The organism is Streptomyces sp. F63 (assembly GCF_018070345.1).
GTDB lineage: Bacteria > Actinomycetota > Actinomycetes > Streptomycetales > Streptomycetaceae > Streptomyces.
The window spans coordinates 25,882-45,709 of sequence record NZ_JAGPXX010000005.1; the positions used below are offsets into that span (position 1 = coordinate 25,882).

Consider the following 19,828-nt stretch of genomic DNA (forward strand, 5'->3'; position numbering starts at 1 on the left):
TCGGGCGCCCCCTTCACGCCTCCGTGCCGGCCCGGCCGCCTCCGCCCGCCGTGCGCCGCCGCCAGTCGCGCAGCGCGACCGCGCCGCCGCTGATCGACGCGACCAGGACGCCTCCGCCCACCACCACGTACGTCGCCAGTCGCGCGTTGCGCTCTTCCGGGCTCTCGCCCAGGTGCAGTTCGGCCGGCGTGGGTGCCTCGGCCTTGGTCAGCCCCTCGCGGGCGACCGGCTCGCGGACCGGCTTGTCGTCCTCCGTCAGGGCGCGCACCGGGTCGACGACGCCCCAGCCCACCAACCGGTCGTGGCCGGCGATGGACCGCTCCGCCGTCTGCTGGAGCTGGGCGGTGATCTCCTCCTGCTCCCAGTCGGGGTGCTTGCTCTTGACGAGCGCCGCGACCGCGGCGACATAGGGCGCCGAGAAGCTGGTGCCGTTGTCGGCGCAGTGGCCGCCCCCGGGAACGGTGGAGATCATGTCGACTCCGGGGGCCGCTATGCCGACGAAGTCGCCCGACTGCGAGAAGGGCGCCCGTTCGTTGTTGCGGTCGGAGGAGGCCACGGCCAGCACCCCCGGGTACGACGCCGGGTAGGTCTTCTTGGCGTTGCCGCCGAGGCCGTCGTTGCCCGCCGAGGCGACGACCACGATCTCCCGCGCGAGGGCGGCGTCCACGGCCTGCCGGAGAGCCGGGGCGGGCTCCACGGCACCGGCCGTGTCCTGGGAGATGTTGATGACGTCGGCCTTCTCCGCCACCGCGTGGTCGATGGCCCGGGCCAGGGTCGCGGCGGTGCCGTGTCCCTCCGCGTCGTTCTGCTGGATCGGGATGATCGTCGCGTCGGGCGCGAGACCGACGAAACCGGTGCCCTCCGCGGGGCGGGCCGCGATGATCCCGGCGACCTTGGTGCCGTGGCCGACCGTGTCGGTCGTGCCGTTCTCCTTGCCGCGTTCCAGCTTGTTGCCGTTCTCGTCCTTGAGGTCGCGGTCCAGCAGGTTCCTGCCGCTGCCGGTGTCGACGGCGTCGCGGAGCTGGGGGTGCCGGGTGTCGACTCCGGTGTCGATGACGGCGACCCGGACTCCTTCGCCGGTCGACTGCTTCCACAGTTCGTCCAGCAGGACCCGCTGGAGCGCCCAGGGGCGGCCTTCGTACGGCTTCCCGGGGAAGGTGCACTGGTCCGGTGTGCCGGCCGCCGCGGGGGCGGTGGACAGGCCGGTGAGGGTGAGCACGGCCACGGCCGCTGCCGCGGCGGTCAGCGGGCGAGGGTGGGTGAGGGTCATCGGTCCGCCCCCTCACGAGCCCTGCGGCTGGCGCGCGGCACCGGTGGACAGCCGCGGGCCGGTCGGCAGGAAGGTGGACCAGGCCGCCGGGACCGGCAGCGGCTCCACGTCCTTGTAGCCCAGCCGGTTCTGTGCCTGCCGCGCCTCCTGCAGCCGCTGCTGCTTCTCCCGCTGTGAGCCCGAGGATCCGATGCCGGAGTCCTCCGTCGCGCTGTCGCCGTTGGACTGCATGGCATAGCGCAGCCCGGTGTCGGTGACGAGGAAGAGGAAGCCGGTGCCGGTCTCGGAGCCCTTGAACTGACGGAAGAGCTGACCGGATCCGGGGGTGACGTAGGCGCTGCTGGAGCCGGTCGGCAGCGGGGCGGGGAAGCCGGTGCCGGCCCAGGTGCTGAGCACGGTGGAGCCGTCGTCGCCGTCCACCTCGCGAAGGACGTTGCACACGGTGTTGCGGCTGCCCTCCGCGGTGCCGGCCTCGTTGACGACCCGCGGCGTGTACCGGGGCCACCGGTTGTCCTCGACGAAGCGCCCGGAGGGCTCGAACGCGGCGGCGCTGACGGGCCTGGCCCGCTCGTCCTGTCCGAGCTCGATCAACTGCGGGCTGCTGAGCAGGAGTTTGGCCGTGAAGTCGGACACGGGGGCGACCCGGCCCGGCAGGACGACGTAGTGCTGCTTCCGCGTGCCGTCGGTGGCGGTGAGCACCATGCCGACCCTGTCGGCCTCCGGCTCCAGTTCGCCGGGGACGCCCGCGGGCCCGCCGACCGGGCCGGGCACCGTGGGGAAGTCGACGGTGTCCCCCCGGTGGAGGGTCTTCAGCCAGGCTTCGGAGACGCGCTGGGGCCTGCGGTCCTGTCCGGCGAGCAGGCGGAGCAGCAGTCCGTCCTTCGCCAGGGGGTAGGCCGTGCCGGCGGCGTCGATGACGTAGCGGCTGCCGTCGGGGCCCTCCGCGTAGAGCAGTTCGCCGCCGCGCAGGCGGTCGGTCCCCTCGGTCCGGCCCCGGTCGCGCTCGGCGAGGACGAACGCCGCCTTCTGGATGGCCTGGCCGCCCTGGCCGGGACGCTCGCAGACGGCCCAGCGCTTCGCCTTGCCGGCCTCCGCGGGCTCGGGCAGCCGGTCGGGGGCGTAGGGGATCCCGAGGGTGGCGCCGTGCGGGATCTTCCCGTTGTCGAGGACCGACTCGTCGACCTTGATGACCTCGTCCTTGTCCGGGGCGAGGAGGAGCCTGGCGGAGGCCATGTTGAGCACCGGGTGGAGCTGCGGTTTCTTCCTGCCGGTCCGCAGCACCACGTAGCGGGTGGTGGACTTGCTCGCGATGATCACGTTCTCCCCGGGCACGTCCCAGCCCTTGGGGGCCACCGGTTTGAACATGCCCCAGGCGCCGAACACCGCGAGGACCACGACGCCGATGACGGCGCCGGGCACCACCGCGCGCAGCGGACGCGGTGCCCCCTCCTCCGAACCGGTCGCGTTCGGCTGGAGGAACTGAGCGATCAGCCTCCGCCTGGCGAAGGTGTAGGCGTTGAGTTCGTCCCGCCGTGATGCCATCTGTCCGTTGCCTCTCCCCGCTGGACGGGCAGGTTCCACCACCGGTCGAGGGGCCTGCCGCCGTGCCGCCCCCTACTATGCCTGCCCATGCCCGCCGCATGCCGCTCAGGTAGGGTGACGGGCGGTTCAATACCCGTGAGCCGTTGGTGACTTGAACACGAGGGGGACGAGGCGGCGATGGGGACGGCGACGCGCGTGCGCACCGGGCCGGCCACCGGTCCGGCACCCGGCGACTCCCGGCGGCGGGACGGCGGCGGGGCGGCCGCCCCGGCGGGGGAGCGGGTGGCGCGTGTGCGCCCGCCGTCCCGCACCGGCCGTGTCGGCCCCTTCCTGCTGTGGCAGGTGGTTCTGCTGGAGGCGGCACTCGCGGTGGCCGCGGCCGGGCTGGCGCTCGGCGGTGGGTGGCCGGTGCCCGCCCTCGTCGTCGCCTGCGCGCTGGCCGTGCCCGCGGTGATCCGCCGCCGGGGCCACACGGTGCCGGACTGGTTCGCGGCGGCCCTCGCCCTGCGCTCGCGCCGGCGGACGACCGGGCCGTGCGCGCCGGACACCGACGCCTCCCTGGCCCCCGTCGCGGAGAGCCTTCCCGGCTTCCGCCCGTTTCCCCATGTCGACCGGGAACGCCGGACCGTCGGGATGCTCGGTGACGGCACCTTCCTGACCGCGGTGGTGCGTGTCGAGGCCGCGGGCTCCTCGCTGCGGCCGGCCTCCGGAGCCCGCGCGCTGCCGCTGTCCCTGCTCAGTGATGTGCTGCAGGTGGACGACATCGTGCTGGAGTCGGCGCAACTGGTGCAGCAGGTACGGCCGGCCCCCGCCCCGCACCTGCCGCAGCAGGCGGTCGCGCGGCTCTCGTACGCCCCGCTGCAGGCGGGGACGGGCGCGCCCGCGCTTCGGATGACCTGGGTCGCGGTGAAGCTGGACCCGGAGCTCTGCCGGGAGGCCGTGGAGGCGCGCGGCGGCGGGCTCGGCGGGGCCCGGCGCTGCCTGGTCCGGGCCGCGGACCATGTGGCGAGCAGGATCAGCGGGGCCGGATTCCAGGCCGTGGTGCTGGACCAGGAGGAGCTGAACTCCACGGTCGCCACGGCAGCCTGTGCCAGTCCGCGGCTCGCGGCCCGCGCCGGGCGCCCGGACGCCGGGCCGCAGCGGCGTACGGTGGAGACCTCGCGGGTCTGGCGGTGCGACGACCGCTGGCACACCACCTACGCGGTCGGGCGCTGGCCCGCCCTCGGGCCCGCCGCGCTGCCGCTTCAGCGGCTGGTGTCCCTGATCACCGCCGGACCGGCCTATGCGACCACCTTCAGCCTCGCCGTGCGGCGGGGCCCGCACCGGGGATCGGTGAACGTCGCCGGCCATGTGCGGGTCACCGGGGGCTCCGACACCGAACTGGTCGGTGTGCGGCGCGCCGTCGAGCAGGCCGCGCGGTCGGCGGGAATCGGACTCGTGCGCCTGGACCGGGAGCAGCTTCCCGGTGCGCTGGCCACACTGCCGCTGGGAGGTGCGCGCTGATGGCGCGAGGAGGTCCGGTGCGGATGCCGCTGGGGCTGCCCGGCTCCCGGTACCGGGGGCACACCATGCCGGCGGACGATCTGGGGCTGCTCTCCCTGCCGGTGGGGGACGACGGCGTGGTGATCGGGGACGACGCCGAGGGCCGTCCGCAGCTGATCGGTTTCCACCGTTCGGCGCCCTACGACGTCCTGCTGATCGGCGGTCTGTGGACGGCTCAGGTGCTGGCCCTGCGCGCCGCCGGCACGGGCGCGCGCGTGGCCGTGGAGACGGGACGCGCCCAGGAGTGGACGCGTCTGGCGCACGCCGCGGGAGCAGGGCTGGAGTGCATCACGCTGCACGAGGTCGGCCGGGTACCGCCCATGGGCGCCACCGTGGGCAGCCCCGTCCTGGTGGTGCGGGACTGCGGTATGCGGCCGCCGCGGGGCCGTGTGGTGTCGTCGCCCTGGCAGTCGGTCCTGACGCTGCTGCCCTATCTGAGTCCGGTGGGGCCCCGGCTGCTGAGGGACGCCACGCTGGTGGGTGTGCAGCGGGTGTCGCCACAGGAGGCCGGGCAGATCGGACGGATCCTGGGGCTGTCGGCCGCGGAGATCGCGGCGCTGCCGACCCTGGCGGACGGGGTGACGCTGTGGTGCGCGGGGCGGGAGCGCCACTGGGTCATGACGACCGGCACCGACGCCGAGACGGGGCTGCTGGGTGTGGCCCGCAGAATGGAGTGAACTCCCGCCTCCCCGCGCGGCCTTCCTCCGTGTCCGTCCGGCTGCGCTCCCACGGCCGCGAAGCCCGTCCACCGCGGCCGGGGCTGCCCTAGGATGACGGAGCGCAGCCGGGCGACTCCCGGCCGCGTACGGCGCGGGGCACAGGCGCGGCGCCGGCATCCGGCTGTCTCGTCACCGAAAGGAAGCCGACTGATGGGGAGCGCGCAGGAGAAGGAGGAGCTGTACGCCCTCGACATCTCGGGGGTCGAGTGGCTCAGTGCTCCGGGCAGCGAGTCGGAGGAGCGGGTGGAGATCGCGTATCTCCCGGGCGGAGCCGTGGCGATGCGGTCCTCGGCCGATCCCGACACCGTGCTGCGGTACACCGAGGGCGAGTGGCGGGCCTTCGTCCTCGGAGCGCGGGACGGGGAGTTCGACATCCGCTGAGGCGGGCGCGGGGCTGCCCGCGCCGCGGGCAGGAGCCGGCCGCGGGACGTCGGCCGCCGTCGCCGCCCGGTGCCCGGCGCTGCCTGCGCGCGCCGGGCCCGGTACGGAGCGTCCGTGGGGGTGCCGTCGGCCGGGGCGCCGTCAGCCCTTTCCGATGACCAGAAGCAGCTTCTCCGGGGAGCCGCTGGAGGTGCCCGTCACCCGGTCGGCGGCGAGGTAGAAGCGGTTGTCCTCGTAGACCGGGAACGGGGAGTAGAAGCCGTTCTCCGCGTCACGCGCGGCCTCCGGGTTCTTCATCAGCGTCCTGGGCTTGCCGCCGCCCGCGCCGATGCTGACGATGCGGCCGCTCTTGTCGTAGGCCGGTTTCTGCCAGGCGATGAGATTCTCGCCGTCGGTGCGCAGCGGCATCATCGTCACGTCGTCGCCCGCGGCGGACTTCCACTTCCGCTTGCCGGTGTCCAGGTCGAAGGCGTGGATCTCGTTGTACCGGCCGAAGCCGTCACCGCTGCTCTTCTTCTTGTCCTCGGTCGGCAGGTAGAACAGGTCGTCGCTCGCGGCGACGCCCTGGCAGCCGTCGAGCTTCTGGGACATGATCCGCAGGCCGCAGGCCGGACGGTAGGTCTCCTTGCCGAGGTCGATCTGCGAGCGGACCTTGCCGCCCGCGCCGATCGCCAGGATGCCGCCGGACTTGTTGTCCTGGTCGGAGAGGGAGACGACGACGGGGTCGGTGGAGAAGACGTTGCTGACGTTGAAGCCCTCGGGCGCCGTGTACGTCCACTCGGGCTTGCCGCCGGTGCCGATCTTCTGGAGCTTGCCGCCGGCGGTGCAGGAGAGCGAGCGCAGCAGGGACGTCCCGCCCGCGAAGCCGTTCGGAGTGCAGCCCGCGGCCCTTTCGCCGTCGGGGAGTTCCTTGCCGTCGTCCACCCCGAGCAGGGCGGAGCCGCCGAACCAGGAGGCGCCGACGGTGTCCCCGCCGAGCGCCACGGTGGTGCCGATGTAGCCGCCGAGGCCACCCTTGGGCAGGGGTTTGTCCCAGGCCTTCTCGCCCTTGTCCAGGTCGATCAGGGCGACATGGCTGCACTCGTCCTCCTTCCCGCCCTCGTACGCCACCACGGCCTTGCCGTCGTCCGTGGCGTCGACGGATGCCGCACAGATGGTGCCGCCGACGCCGACGGACCACTTCTCCTTGCCGTTCTTCGCGTCGTAGGCGGTGACGGACTTCAGGGCGGCCTTCACGGCGGCGCCGTCGGCGAGCCAGAACCCGGGGGTGTCCACACCGGACTTGGGAACGTCGGGTGCCGGCTTCTGCCACAGCACCGTGCCCTCGCCCTTGCCGCCGGAGCCGGTGAGGCCGTCGTCGTCCCCGGGGCGGGCGCCCGCCTCCCCCTCGTCGCCGCTGCCGCCGCCGAGTTCGGCGCTGTCGCCGTCTCCGGCTCCGTCCTTCTCGCCGGCGCCGGCGGAGGGCCTGCCGCCGTCGTCGCCGCCGGAGAGGGCGAAGACCGTGCCGCCAACGGCGAGCAGGACCGCGAGAACGCTGCCGATGACGACGGCCGTGCGCTTCCTGCCCGGGCCGCCGCCGGCGGGCGGGGGCATGCTGGGCGGCGGGTACGCGCCGTAAACGGGTTGCTGCGCGTAGGGGTTGGGCTGCCCGTACGGAAGGCCGGGCTGCTGCCCGTACTGCGGGGCGTTCCACGGCCCGGTGGGCGCGCCCTGCGGTGCCGGGGGTATGGGCGCCTGGTGGGGCGGCGGGGGCGTGGGGCCGGGCGCGGGGCTGTCCGGCGCGCCGAAGCCGCCACGGGGCGGCGGGCCGGACGGCTGGTTCGGCGGCTGGTTCGGCGGCTGGTTCGGCGGCTGGTTCGGCGGCTGGTTCGGCGGCTGGTTCGGCGGCGGAGGTGGCTGCGACATGGTGGGTTCCCTCGTTGATGGTGCGGTGAGTCGGCGGATACGGATCGGTGGACGGGACGGGCCCGCCCCGCCCGGCGGACTGGCGGACTGGCCGGCCGACGGCCCGGGGCGCGGCGAGTGGCGGGCGGGCGGGCGTATGCCGTGCCGTATCCCACCACGGTTGCAGGCGGCGGCTACTCATACGCGATAATCAGGAATTCCTCGCCTCCTCCCAGGGATTCACACACGATGAAGAACTGTCCCCGGTCGAGGTACACGTCGAGCGGCGGATGCGTGGTGTGGTAGGCCAGCGCGATCGTCCCGTCGTGCGGCGGGGGGCGTTCACCGCAGATCTCACCGGGCAGTGGGACCTTTCCCAGGATGCTCCCGTCCTTTCGGGAGTAGACCCTGAGTTCGCTGATCTCGGCCTTGACGACGGTGGTCTCCGCGAACCAGGTACCACTGGCGTCGCCGGCGGCATTGTCCTTGATCCTCCCTTCGGGGGCCGGCGCCTTCCAGGACAGGGAACTGCGCGTTCTGTGCTCGTGCTCGGGTGGCGCGGCCGGCCCCGAGTTCCCTCTTCGCCTCCGGCATCGCGGCCCACTTGGCCTTGCCGGTCCGCAGGTCGAAGGCCACGACCTCGTTCTCCTGGGCGGAGCTGTCGCCCGGCGAAGCGTGGCTCGGCCCCTGGAGATAGAGCGTCCGCTCCCCCGCCGCCGCGCCGGGGCACCGGGGCGTCACGTGTTCGCAGAGGCCCGCCTCACGGTCCACGTTCCGGCCCATGTCGACGAGTACGGCCGGTTCTCCCTTCCCCGGGAGGTGGTAGACGCTGTGGGTCCCCTCGGTGATGTCCCGGTGCAGCGTGACCACGAGGGGCGACACGGAGGGGATTCCCTCCACCCGGAGCCCCGCCGGAACCGGCCAGGTCCACTCGCGTTCACCGGTGGCAGGGTCGTGCACCCACACCACCTGCCGTCCGTCGCATGCCGCTCTGGCGACGAGCACGGCTCCGCCGCGGACGCTCTTCACCCCGCAGGAGCCGTCCAGCCGGTTGAGCCGCTGCAGGACCTTCTGGTCGGCGATGCGGAAGACCGTCGCAGATTCCTCCAGCACCACGGCGACCGTCCCCTCCGTAACGGCCAGCCGCCCGGGGTCCACGATGTCGGGCTCCGTTCCGGCCGGTACCGGGAGCTTCCGGGCGCTCCTGAGGGGCTCGGTCGGCGTCAGGGCCATCGGTGCGGGAACGGCCGCGGGCACCGGGCCGTCGTCGGGGACTGCCCGCGCACGGGAGCGGTCGTCCGCGGCGAGCGTGCGGAGGGGGGGCGACGGCGCCCCGGCCGGCGTTGCTGTCACGGCCGTTGGTGGAACGTTCGGCGGCTTCCTCGGCGTGGCCGGGGGCGGTCGAGACGATGTCGCCGCCGGACGCGGCCACGCCGAGGAAGCCGCCGCGCTGCGAGAACACGGCTCCCGTCCTCCCTGCCGCCCGTCCGCGCGCCTTCCGCGCGCCTTCCGCGCGCCGCCCGTCCTCGCCGGAGCGGTGAACGCACATCCCGCCGGAGCGATGGCGGCCGCCAGTGCCGCGGCCGTTCCCCCTCGCATCACGTGTGTCCGTGCGCCGCCCGGCGAAGGCGCAGGCATGGAACTCGTCACGCCGTGACACCATGGATTCCGGCATCTCCCCCGTGTATACGCCCGGTTGGGCAGTGTCGCTGTCGCACCGGTCCCCTACTATGCCCGGTGGCGATCCGCACGTCCCGTGCGGGTCGGGTGACGTTCGGTCAACATCTGCGCCACGCAGTGCATCTCGGGCGTACGTCGGTACGACGAGGGGGGATCAGGCGTTGGGTACGGTCACCCACCTCGTACTGCGGCCCCCGGTCCGTCCACCACGGCCGCGCCGGCCTCCCGGGGCGGTCCGGACACCGTGCCGCCGGCTGGTCCGGTCACACCGCGCCCCGCGTCGCGGCCGGGGCGTGCCGGCCCTCCGAGGCCGCAGCAACCGGTGTCGGCCACAGTGGCCGCCGCGCTGCTCCCGGTGGCCTGGGCGGTGGGCCCCTCCCGCTGGTTCCGTCCGCCGCGGACTCCCGCGCCCTGCCGCTCTCCGCGGTGAAGCGCCGCCACCGGCGGCCGCTGCCGGAGTGACTCGGCGGGGTCCCGGGAAACGGTGCGGATCACGGGGTTCCGGCAGGACCGGGTGGCGGCGCTGTCGATCCCGGGGCGACGGAGTCACCCTTTGGTGTAACGGACGTGCCCGCCATTTCGTGATGACGACGTTGGTGCACGCCGAACCGGGACTGCCCGGCAGCCCTCGGCGCGCGGGCTGATCCGGGGGAGGCCCGGCCGTGCCCACTCCGGTAATGCCGTTTCTCCTCCGGGAGTTGGGCCCGGTTCCGCCGTGCCCGGCCCGTGGTCCCGGACCGCTTCCCGGGCATCACGGACCAACGGGCCGTCAGTCCGCGCCGGACGGGCCTGCCGGACACAGGTTCCCGGTGATTAGGCTTGGCGGGGAGGCGGCGGCACAATCTGCGGGCGCGGCCGCCGCGTCATCACGAGGCGCGCCGCGCGGACGGCCGGTGAAAGCCGCCCCGGTACGGCCCATGAGGGTGCGACACCACACCAGGAGGCATTGTGAGCAGCGATCGGGACGAGCTCCGCGCGGGCGGAACCACACCCGGCGAGGACCCGTCCGACGCGGAGCACGAGCACGAGCAGACGGGCGAGTTCACCATCGACTACACCCCGCCGGCCTGGTACACGCAGAACACGCCCGATGCCGCCCCCGCGGCCGGGGACGGCGCACCGGAGGCCGCCGGTCCGCCGGAACCGCCGGCGCACGGCGGTTCCGGACCCGCGGACCGGTCCGCCGTCCCGCCACCGGGCCCCGCACCGGCCGAGGGCCCGCCGCCGCCCGTGTCACCGCCGCACGCGGCGCCTCCGCACGCCTCCGTGCCACAGCAGGCCCCGTATGCGCCGCCCACCGCGGCACCGGCCATGCCCCCGATGCCCCCGGCGCCTCCGTTCCCTGCGCCGGAAGCCCCCTCCCCCGCATCCGGCCCGGAGGGCGCCGGCCCGGAGGGCGCCGGCCCGGTCGCGTCCGCGCCGGAGGCCTCCACCCCGGCCGCGGACCCCGGCGCCCCGGACGGTGCGGGGGAATCCGGCGAGGGCGTTGACGAGCGCCCGCAGCCCGGCGGTGCCACCATGCGGTTCTCGGCGGCCGCGCTGCGCGAGGAGATCGCCGGTCTCTCCACGGGTCAGCCGGCCGCCGACGGAGAGACCGCGGAGGACGGCGGCCCCGCCGGCAGCGACGACAAGGCCGCCCCGGCCACGGACGCCTCCGGGCCGGCTCCCGCCGGCCACTCCCCGGCCGACGGCCGCTCCCCCGCGGACGGCTCCCCGCACCAGGACGGCCCGGGCTCCGACGGCTCCGACGGCTCCGGCGACGCCCCGGGCAGCGCGTCCTCCGGCCCCGCACCCGACGCGGCCCCGGCCGCCGAGGAGCCGCCGCAGGCCGCCCCGGGCGCTCCGCTCGTCCCCCCGCAGACGCCCGGTCCGCACGGCGGGCTTCCGCCGCTGCCGCCGTCGTTCCAGGCCGCCGACACGCCCCCGGGACCACCGCCCGCGCCCGCCCCGGGATACGGCTACCCGCAGCAGCCCCCGGCCGCGCCCGCCCCCATGCCGCCGCAGCCCGCCGCCCCGTGGCCCCCGCAGGGCCCCGCGGCGCCCCGGGGTCCGCAGCCCGGTTACGGCTACCCGCAGGCCGGGCCCCCCGCCGCGCCCGGCCCCGGGGAAGCGGCCGGTCCGCAGCCGCCGGCCCATCCGCCGCAGCAGCCCCCTCCTCCCCAGCAGTACGACCCGGCGGCCGCCCAGGGCGCCCCGCCGGGCTACGGCTACCCGCAGGCCGGCGCCGCACCGCAGCCACCGCAGCAGCCCGCACCGGCCTGGCCGGGAGAATCGCAGCCGCAGCCGGACGGGCAGCCGTACGCCCAGGGCGACGGCTCCCAGCTTCCGCCCCCCGCCCAGCCGGAACAGCAGCGCTATGCCGCTCCGCCCCCGCAGGGCCCGGTGGACCCCCGCGCCGGTGGCTGGCCGGCCGTCAGCCCCGAGGACCGCCGGCAGGCCGCCCACGGGGCACCGCTCGGCTACACGGCCGCCGTGGAGCTCTCCTCCGACCGGCTGCTGCGCAACAACAAGCCGAAGCCCAAGAGCAAGGCGCCGGGCGCCGGTTCACGGTTCCGCCTGGGCGGCAAGAAGGAGGAGGCGGAGCGGCAGCGGAAGCTGGACCTGATCCGTACCCCCGTCCTCTCCTGCTACCGCATCGCGGTGATCAGCCTCAAGGGCGGCGTCGGCAAGACCACGACCACCACCGCCCTCGGCGCGACGCTCGCCACCGAGCGCCAGGACAAGATCCTGGCGATCGACGCCAACCCGGACGCGGGCACCCTGGGCCGCCGCGTGCGCCGGGAGACCGGTGCCACCATCCGGGACCTGGTGCAGGCGATCCCGCACCTCCACAGCTACATGGACATCCGCCGGTTCACCTCGCAGGCGCCCTCCGGCCTGGAGATCATCGCCAATGACGTGGACCCCGCCGTCTCCACGACCTTCAACGACGAGGACTACCGCAGCGCCCTGGAGGTGCTGGGGAAGCAGTACCCGATCATCCTCACCGACTCGGGCACCGGTCTGCTCTACAGCGCGATGCGCGGCGTGCTCGATCTCGCCGACCAGCTCATCATCATCTCCACCCCGTCGGTCGACGGGGCGAGCAGCGCCAGCACCACCCTGGACTGGCTCTCCGCGCACGGCTACGCCGAACTGGTGCAGCGCAGCCTCACGGTCATCTCCGGTGTGCGCGAAACGGGCAAGATGATCAAGGTGGACGACATCGTGGCGCACTTCCGTACCCGCTGCAGGGGCGTCGTGGTGGTCCCCTTCGACGAGCACCTCGCGGCCGGCGCCGAGGTCGACCTCGACATGATGCGCCCCAAGACCCGCGAGGCGTACTTCAACCTCTCCGCACTCGTCGCCGAGGACTTCGTCCGCGCTCAGCAGGAGCAGGGCCTGTGGACACCGAACGGCGGTCCGCCGCCGCAGTCCGCCCCGCCGCTCCCCGGTCAGTACCAGCAGCAGGCGCCGTACGGGCAGCCGCCGGGGCAGCCCTACGCCCAGCCGGGCGGGGCCCCGCAGCCGCCTCCACCGGGGCACCCCGGGGCGCAGCACCATCCGCAGCAGCCGGGGCAGCAGCCCGGCCAGGCCCCGCCGCCGGGCTGGCCGCAGCAGCCACAGGGGGGTTACGGCTGGCCGCCTCAGCAGCCCGTGCCGCCGGAGCAGCCGGGGCAGCCTCCGCGGCAGTGAAGCGGCGGAAGTGACGGTACGGACCGGGGGCGGGCCGTCCGCACCGGTGGGCCCCGGCCCGTGGTGAGGACCTGGTACGGAGGAGACCTCGTGTCGGCGGAGGGGGCTCCGGGCGCGCGTGGCGCGTGCCCGGGGCCCCTCGTTCGCGCCGTACCGCCCGTACCGTCGTGCGGGCGGTACGGCGCACACGGGCCGGTGGCCGCACGCCCGCGCCTCCCCGGGCGGGTCGGCCGGTGCGCGGGAGCGCGGAAGCGCGGAAGCGCGGAAGCGCGGGCCCGGCTCCGGCACCGTGGCCCGCTCCGGGCCGGCCGGAGGGGGCAGCGCCGCTCGGGGAACGCCTGTCGGGGCCGAGCGCGGGGCCGCGGCGCCGGAGGGCCGCGGCCGGTCAGGAGCGGCCGGTGCCGGAGCCGTCCGTGTCGTTGGCGCCGGCCGAGCCGTCCCGCCGTCCGGCGATCAGGGCCCGGGAGCGTTCGACGTCCTCCGCGATGCCCTTCTTCAGCGCCTCGACCGTCTCGAACCGCCGCTGGCCCCGGAGCCGGGTGAGGAACTCCACTGCCACGTGGAGGCCGTACAGCTCCAGTCCGACCCGGTCGATGGCATAGGCCTCGACCGTCCGCTCGCTGCCGTCGAACTGGGGATTGGTGCCGACGGAGATCGCCGCGGGCATCGACTCCCCGTCCGCCTCCAGCCAGCCCGCGTAGACCCCGTCGGCGGGAACGGCGGTGTGCGGCAGCGTCTCCACGTTCGCGGTGGGATACCCCAGCTCCCGGCCGCGCTGCGCGCCCCGGACCACCACGCCCTCCACCCGGTGCGGGCGGCCGAGGATCTCGGCGGCACCGGCCACGTCGCCCTCGGCGATCAGCCGCCGCGTCAGGGTGGAGGAGAACGGTTCGCCGCCTCCCGCCTCGCCACTGACGTACAGGTCGACGACCTCCACCTCGAAGTCGTAGCTCCCGCCGAGCTCGGTGAGGAAGGCCACGTCACCGGCGGCGCGGTGGCCGAAGCGGAAGTTGGGCCCCTCCACGACCGCCTTCGCGTGCAGCCGGTCCACGAGGACCTTCACCACGAAGTCGGCGGGCGAGAGCTGGGAGAACTCCTTGGTGAAGGAGAGCACCAGGACCGCGTCCACGCCCAGCCCGGCCATCAGTTCGGCACGCCGGTGGTGCGGCGCCAGCAGCGGCGGGTGGCTGCCCGGCCGGACGACCTCGCTGGGATGCGGGTCGAAGGTGACGACGACCGCCGGGACGCCCAGCTCGCGGGCGCGCTCCACCGCCCGTCCGATGATCAGCTGGTGTCCCCGGTGCACGCCGTCGTAGGAGCCGATGGTGACGACGCTGCGCCCCCAGTCCTCGGGGATCTCCTCCAGACCACGCCAGCGTTGCACTGTGACCGCTCCTCGCCCGAATGTGTGAACCCGTGGTGTGCGCCGTCATCCGAGCGGCGCCCGCGGTACCTGTCGGTGTCCGCGGGTCCAAGACTGCCATGCCGGGTGACGGTGCCCGCCATCGGCACCGGGCGCGCGGCCCGGCCGGTGCCCGGCGCCCGGACCGGCCGCCCGGCGTCAGGCGAAGACGGCCAGGCTCCTCGCCCTGCCCCCCGCGCCCTCCACCAGGGCCAGGAACCGCCCGTCCGGGCCGAAGACGGCTGTCGGGCGGCCCTCGGCGAGGCCGGGGGCGTCCAGGCGGACGCCGTTCGACAGCAGCCGGGCCTGCTTCTCGTCCACGTCCCAGCGCGGGAAGGCCGCCGCGGCGGCCTCGGCGAGCGGCATCACCGGCAGGCCGTTGACCGCTTCTCCGGCCGCGTCCACCGCCGCTTGGAGCTCCTCCAGGGTGTGGGCGGCGTCCAGCCCGTACGGGCCGACACGGGTGCGCCGCAGTGCCGTGAGGTGGCCGCCGGTGCCCAGGGCCGCGCCGAGGTCGCGGGCGAGGGCGCGCACATAGGTGCCGGAGGAGCACACCACGGTGACGTCCGCGTCCAGCACCGCCGTGCCGTCCTCCGCGACGGCCTCCCGGACGGTGCGGACGGTGAAGAGCGGCACACTGACGGGGCGGGCCGCCAGCTCGAAGTCCTCCCCCTCTCGGGCCCGCTGGTAGGACCGCTTCCCGTCCACCTTGATCGCGCTGACCTTGGACGGCACCTGCAGAATGTCGCCGGTCAGGCGGGCGACGGCGGACTCGACGGCCGCTCGTCCCTCCCCCGCCGCCTCCGTGGCGCCGGGCGGCAGGCCCGCGGTCCCGGTGGAGGCGGTGATCTCGCCCTCCGCGTCGTCCGTCACGGTCGTCTGCCCGAGCCGGATCGTGGCGGTGTACTCCTTGTCGGTCAGCGCGAGGTGGCCGAGCAGCCGGGTGGCCCGGCCGACGCCGATGAGGAGCACTCCGGTCGCCATCGGGTCCAGGGTTCCGGCGTGCCCGACCCGGCGGGTGCGGGCCATGCCGCGCAGCCGGGCCACGACGTCGTGCGAGGTGTGCCCGGCCGGCTTGTCCACGACGACCAGGCCGTCGGCTGCCGCGATACGGGGGGCGCGCCGCGCGGCACGCCCCCCGGTGTCCTTGTCCGTCATGCCCGCGAAACGCCCTCGCCGCCGTTCTCCCGCCCGGCCGCGCCGCCGGGCTCCTCCTCGCCGAGGTCGTCGTCCCCGAACTCCTCACCCGGCTTGCGGTACGGGTCCGGCCCCCCGGCGTAGTCCGCGCCGGTGGCGCTCTCCCGCACCTGTTCGTCCCGGGCGCGGGCCCGGGCGAGCAGGTCGTCGATGGTGCGGGCGTTGTCGGGGAGGGCGTCCGGCACGAAGGTCAGGCTCGGCGTGTAGCGCACGCCGGTCTGCCGGCCCACCTCGGAGCGGAGCACGCCCTTGGCGCTCTCCAGCGCCGCGGCGGAGGCCGCGCGCTCCTCGTCGTCGCCGTAGACCGTGTAGAAGACCGTGGCCTCCCGCAGGTCGCCGGTGACCCGGGCGTCCGTGATCGTGACGAACCCCAGTCGCGGATCCTTGATACGGCGGTCCAGGGTCTCCGCGACCACGACCTGGATGCGATCGGCCAGCTTGCGGGCCCGCGCGTTGTCGGCCATCGGTCCGTCTCCTTCGTGTCTTCCGGCATCTTGCTTCGGCGGCTGCGTCGCCGCCCCCGTCGGCTGGTCACGACGCGCTCAGTCGTCGTCCTCGCCGTGGAACCGCCGCCGTACCGACAGCAGCTCCACCTCGGGCCGGGCGGCGACGAGGCGCTCGCACCGGTCCAGTACGTCCGTGAGGTGCCCCGTGTCCCCGGAGACGGCCGCCAAACCGATCCTGGCCCGGCGGTGCAGATCCTGGTCGCCGGTCTCCGCGACGCTGACGGCGTACTTGCGCTGCAGCTCGGCGACGATCGGGCGGACGACGGAGCGTTTCTCCTTGAGCGACCGCACGTCGCCCAGGAGCAGATCGAAGGACAGCGTCCCTACATACATGGAGTACAGGTCACGCCACCTGCGGGGCCTCGGGTGTGGTCACCGCCCCGGCCGCCGGCGGGGCGGCGGGGGACAGAAGAACCGTACACGCAACGGCCGGGGCCGATCGACGGAGATTTCCCTCCGCCGACCGGCCCCGGTACTGCCGTGGGGATCAGCCGCGCGGCTTCTCCCGCATCTCGTACGTCGCGATGACGTCGTCGACCTTGATGTCGTTGTAGCTGCCGAGGTTGATACCGCCCTCGAAGCCCTCACGGATCTCGGTGACATCGTCCTTGAAGCGGCGGAGGCCCGCGATGGTGAGGTTCTCCGCGATGACCTTGCCGTCCCGGACGAGACGCGCCTTGGTGTTGCGGCGCACCTCGCCGGAGCGGACCAGGACACCCGCGATGTTGCCGAGCTTGGAGGAGCGGAAGACCTCGCGGATCTCCGCCGTACCGAGCTCGACCTCTTCGTACTCGGGCTTCAGCATGCCCTTCAGGGCCGCCTCGATCTCCTCGATGACCTGGTAGATCACCGAGTAGTAGCGCACGTCCACGCCCTCGCGCTCGGCCATCTGCGTGGCACGCCCCTCGGCGCGCACGTTGAAGCCGATGACGATGGCGTCGGAGCCGGTCGCCAGGTCGATGTCGGTCTCGGTGACCGCACCCACCCCGCGGTGCAGGATGCGCAGGTCGACCTCTTCGCCGACGTCGAGCTGGAGCAGCGAGGACTCGAGAGCCTCCACCGAACCGGACGCGTCGCCCTTGATGATGAGGTTGAGCTGCTGCACCTCGCCGGCCTTGAGCACCTTGTCGAGGTCCTCCAGGGACACCCGGCGGGTGCGCTTGGCGAAGGCCGCGTTGCGCTCGCGCGCCGCGCGCTTCTCGGCGATCTGGCGGGCCGTGCGGTCCTCGTCGACGACGAGGAAGTTGTCGCCGGCGCCCGGGACGTTGGTGAGACCCAGGACCAGCACGGGGGTCGACGGACCCGCTTCCTCGATCGTCTTGCCCGTGTCGTCGTGCATCGCCCGGACACGGCCGTACGCGTCGCCGACCACCATCGTGTCGCCGACCCGCAGGGTGCCGCGCTGGACGAGCACGGTGGCCACGGCGCCGCGGCCGCGGTCGAGGTGCGCCTCGATCGCGATGCCCTGCGCCGACTGCTCCGCGTTGGCGCGCAGGTCGAGCGCGGCGTCCGCGGTGAGGACGACGGCCTCCAGCAGGTCCTCGATGTGCAGGCCCTGCTTGGCGGAGATGTCGACGAACATGGTGTCGCCGCCGTACTCCTCGGCCACGAGGCCGTACTCGGTCAGCTGACCGCGCACCTTCGCCGGGTCCGCGCCCTCGACGTCGATCTTGTTGACCGCGACCACGATCGGCACCTCGGCGGCCTTGGCGTGGTTCAGCGCCTCCACCGTCTGCGGCATCACGCCGTCGTTCGCCGCGACCACGAGGATCGCGATGTCGGTGGACTTGGCACCGCGGGCCCGCATGGCGGTGAACGCCTCGTGACCCGGGGTGTCGATGAAGGTGATCTTGCGCTCTTCACCGTTGACCTCGGTGGAGGCCTGGTAGGCACCGATGTGCTGGGTGATGCCGCCGGCCTCGCCCGCGATGACGTTCGTCTTGCGGATCGCGTCGAGCAGGCGGGTCTTGCCGTGGTCGACGTGACCCATGACGGTCACCACCGGCGGACGCGCGACGAGCATCTCCTCGCCGCCCTCGTTCTCGCCGAACTCGATGTCGAAGGACTCGAGAAGCTCGCGGTCCTCCTCCTCCGGGCTGACGATCTCGACGGTGTAGTTCATCTCCTCGCCGAGCAGCTGCAGCGTCTCGTCCGAGACGGACTGCGTGGCGGTGACCATCTCGCCGAGGTTGAGCATCACGGCGACGAGCGACGCCGGGTTGGCGTTGATCTTCTCCGCGAAGTCGGTGAGAGAGGCACCCCGCGACAGGCGGACGGTCTGCCCGTTGCCGCGCGGCAGCATCACGCCGCCGACCGACGGCGCCTGCATGGCCTCGTACTCCTGGCGCCTCTGCCGCTTCGACTTGCGGCCGCGCCGCGCCGGACCGCCGGGACGGCCGAAGGCGCCCTGCGTTCCGCCGCGGCCACCGGGACCGCCGGGACGGCCGCCGAAGCCGGGACGGCCGCCGAAACCGCCACCGCCACCCGGACCGCCGGGACGGCCGGCGAAACCGCCACCGCCACCGGGACGACCGCCGCCACCGGGACGGCCGGCGAAGCCGCCACCGCCGCCGGGACGACCGCCGCCACCGCCGGGACGGCCTCCGCCGCCCGGACCGCCGGGACCGCGTCCGCCCGGACCGGGGCGGGGGCCCGCGGCCGGACGCTGCGGCATCATGCCGGGGTTCGGGCGCGCGCCGCCGCCGGGGCGGGGACCGCCCGCACCGGCCTGGCCGCCCTGCGGACGGGGCATGCCGCCCGGGGTCGGACGGGCGCCGCCCGGAGCCTGCGGACGGGGACCGCCGCCGGCTCCCTGCGGACGCGGGGCACCGCCGGGAGCCTGGCCGCCGGGGCGCGGGGCGCCGCCGGGACGGGGGGCCGGACGGGCCATGCCCGTGCTGCCGCCGGAGGTGAAGGGGTTGTTGCCCGGACGCGGGCCGCTGCGGCCGCCGGGGCGGCCCGCCTGGCCGCCGCCGGGACGGGCGCCGGGACGCGGCGCCTGGTCACGGCCGCCCTGGCCCTGGTCGCGGCCCTGGCCGGGAGCGGCCGGACGGGCCGGACGCGGACCGGGGGCGGACGCGGGCTTGGGTGCGGGCGCGGACGGGGGCGCAGTGAACTCCGGGGCCGCGGGGGCCGCCGGAGCGGGCTTGGGCGCCGGGGCCTTGGGGCCCGGCGTGGGACGCGGGCCCGGGGCGGGCGCCGCGGACGGCTTCGGGCCGGGCGCGGCCGGGGGCCGCGGACCCGGGGTGGGGGCCGCCTTCGGACCCGGCTGCGGGGCAGCCGGACGGGCCGCCGCGCGCGGCGTGGGCGCGGACGGCTTGGAGGGCGCCGCCTTGCGGGGCGCCGCCGGCTTGCCGGCGGCACGGCCGGAGCCGTTGCCCTGCTGGAAAGCGTCGGTCAGTTTGCGTACAACGGGCGCCTCGATCGTGGAGGACGCCGAACGGACGAATTCGCCAAGTTCTTGGAGCTTGGCCATGACGACCTTGCTCTCGACTCCGAACTCCTTGGCGAGTTCGTATACCCGGACCTTTGCCACTTCGCTCCTTCTGGTCCGGGTTCCGCCGGACCGTCGCTACTTCATGGGCGTACTCATCGCGTACTCATCGAGTGCTCATCGCAATCTCGACCTACTTCCGACTCGCGAGGTACCTGACCGCACGGTTGCCCGTGCCGTTCTCTTACGGTTGTGCCTGATCTCTTACGGTCGCTCCTGTGCGGCCCGCCGTTCGAGGAACGCCCGCACCGCATCGGTGCCGAGCGGCCCCGGGCCCCGGAAGGCCCGGGGGAAGGCCCGGCGGCGGACCGCCAGGCCGAGACAGGCCGGGGTGGGGTGCAGATACGCACCCCGACCGGGCAGCGTACCGCGTGGATCGGGCACGCACTCGCCCCCGACCACCGCGATACGCAGCAGCTCGCCTTTGGCCGCACGCTCACGGCAGCCCACGCAGGTGCGCTCCGGGCAGGCCTGGGCATGCGTCCGGCCAGACGTCCTCAAGTCTACCTCCCCGCACCGACTCACCCCTGTGCAGGG

General features: G+C 74.6%; 14 protein-coding genes. 4 read left to right on the top strand and 10 right to left on the bottom strand.

Features of this window, described 5'->3' with window-relative positions; all coding sequences use genetic code 11:
- Window positions 1–13: 13 nt before the first annotated feature.
- Window positions 14–1,270 (bottom strand): type VII secretion-associated serine protease mycosin, encoded by a 1,257-nt coding sequence (mycP, locus tag KBZ10_RS07540; RefSeq protein ID WP_210986737.1) that lies wholly within the window; start codon window positions 1,268–1,270, stop codon window positions 14–16.
- 12 nt (window positions 1,271–1,282) lie between these two features.
- Entirely contained in the window at window positions 1,283–2,812 is a 1,530-nt protein-coding gene (eccB, locus tag KBZ10_RS07545; RefSeq protein WP_210986738.1) for a type VII secretion protein EccB, read from the bottom strand.
- A gap of 177 nt (window positions 2,813–2,989) precedes the next feature.
- Here eccB and eccE point away from each other — a divergent pair, with 177 nt between their 5' ends.
- The 3 genes from eccE to KBZ10_RS07560 all read left to right on the top strand — a co-directional run bounded on the left by eccE (window position 2,990) and on the right by KBZ10_RS07560 (window position 5,454).
- The gene (eccE, locus tag KBZ10_RS07550) at window positions 2,990–4,315 is read left to right on the top strand and encodes a type VII secretion protein EccE (protein WP_210986739.1); all 1,326 of its coding nucleotides are present in this window, start codon (window positions 2,990–2,992) and stop codon (window positions 4,313–4,315) included.
- Entirely contained in the window at window positions 4,315–5,031 is a 717-nt protein-coding gene (locus tag KBZ10_RS07555; protein WP_247701990.1) for a hypothetical protein, read from the top strand. Before eccE ends, KBZ10_RS07555 begins: the two co-directional genes overlap by 1 nt.
- A 192-nt stretch (window positions 5,032–5,223) precedes the next feature.
- Window positions 5,224–5,454, top strand: coding sequence for a DUF397 domain-containing protein (locus KBZ10_RS07560; protein ID WP_210986740.1), 231 nt, complete (start codon window positions 5,224–5,226; stop codon window positions 5,452–5,454).
- Between the two features lie 141 nt (window positions 5,455–5,595).
- On the opposite strand, the gene KBZ10_RS07565 is transcribed toward KBZ10_RS07560, so the two are convergent.
- Together KBZ10_RS07565 and KBZ10_RS07570 are read right to left on the bottom strand one after the other, a co-directional pair.
- Complete coding sequence (locus KBZ10_RS07565; RefSeq protein ID WP_210986741.1) at window positions 5,596–7,359, bottom strand: PQQ-binding-like beta-propeller repeat protein; 1,764 nt, start codon at window positions 7,357–7,359, stop codon at window positions 5,596–5,598.
- Between the two features lie 333 nt (window positions 7,360–7,692).
- The gene (locus KBZ10_RS07570; protein WP_210986742.1) at window positions 7,693–8,691 is read right to left on the bottom strand and encodes a hypothetical protein; all 999 of its coding nucleotides are present in this window, start codon (window positions 8,689–8,691) and stop codon (window positions 7,693–7,695) included.
- A gap of 1,275 nt (window positions 8,692–9,966) precedes the next feature.
- On the opposite strand from KBZ10_RS07570, the gene KBZ10_RS07575 reads away from it, so the two are divergent.
- Window positions 9,967–12,693, top strand: a complete 2,727-nt coding sequence (locus tag KBZ10_RS07575; protein ID WP_210986743.1) for an SCO5717 family growth-regulating ATPase — start codon at window positions 9,967–9,969, stop codon at window positions 12,691–12,693.
- A gap of 385 nt (window positions 12,694–13,078) precedes the next feature.
- Here KBZ10_RS07575 and KBZ10_RS07580 read toward each other — a convergent pair whose 3' ends face one another.
- The 6 genes from KBZ10_RS07580 to KBZ10_RS07605 all read right to left on the bottom strand — a co-directional run bounded on the left by KBZ10_RS07580 (window position 13,079) and on the right by KBZ10_RS07605 (window position 19,792).
- Entirely contained in the window at window positions 13,079–14,077 is a 999-nt protein-coding gene (locus KBZ10_RS07580) for a bifunctional riboflavin kinase/FAD synthetase (protein WP_210986744.1), read from the bottom strand.
- Window positions 14,078–14,254: 177 nt separating this feature from the next.
- Window positions 14,255–15,253, bottom strand: a complete 999-nt coding sequence (gene truB / locus KBZ10_RS07585; protein ID WP_210986745.1) for a tRNA pseudouridine(55) synthase TruB — start codon at window positions 15,251–15,253, stop codon at window positions 14,255–14,257.
- Window positions 15,250–15,756 (bottom strand): 30S ribosome-binding factor RbfA, encoded by a 507-nt coding sequence (rbfA, locus tag KBZ10_RS07590; protein WP_210986746.1) that lies wholly within the window; start codon window positions 15,754–15,756, stop codon window positions 15,250–15,252. The genes truB and rbfA overlap by 4 nt, the downstream gene beginning before the upstream one ends.
- 78 nt (window positions 15,757–15,834) lie before the next feature.
- Window positions 15,835–16,131, bottom strand: a complete 297-nt coding sequence (locus KBZ10_RS07595) for a DUF503 domain-containing protein (RefSeq protein ID WP_019709781.1) — start codon at window positions 16,129–16,131, stop codon at window positions 15,835–15,837.
- A gap of 154 nt (window positions 16,132–16,285) precedes the next feature.
- Window positions 16,286–19,333, bottom strand: coding sequence for a translation initiation factor IF-2 (gene infB, locus KBZ10_RS07600; RefSeq protein WP_210986747.1), 3,048 nt, complete (start codon window positions 19,331–19,333; stop codon window positions 16,286–16,288).
- Between the two features lie 162 nt (window positions 19,334–19,495).
- The gene (locus tag KBZ10_RS07605; RefSeq protein ID WP_210986748.1) at window positions 19,496–19,792 is read right to left on the bottom strand and encodes a YlxR family protein; all 297 of its coding nucleotides are present in this window, start codon (window positions 19,790–19,792) and stop codon (window positions 19,496–19,498) included.
- Window positions 19,793–19,828 lie beyond the last annotated feature (36 nt).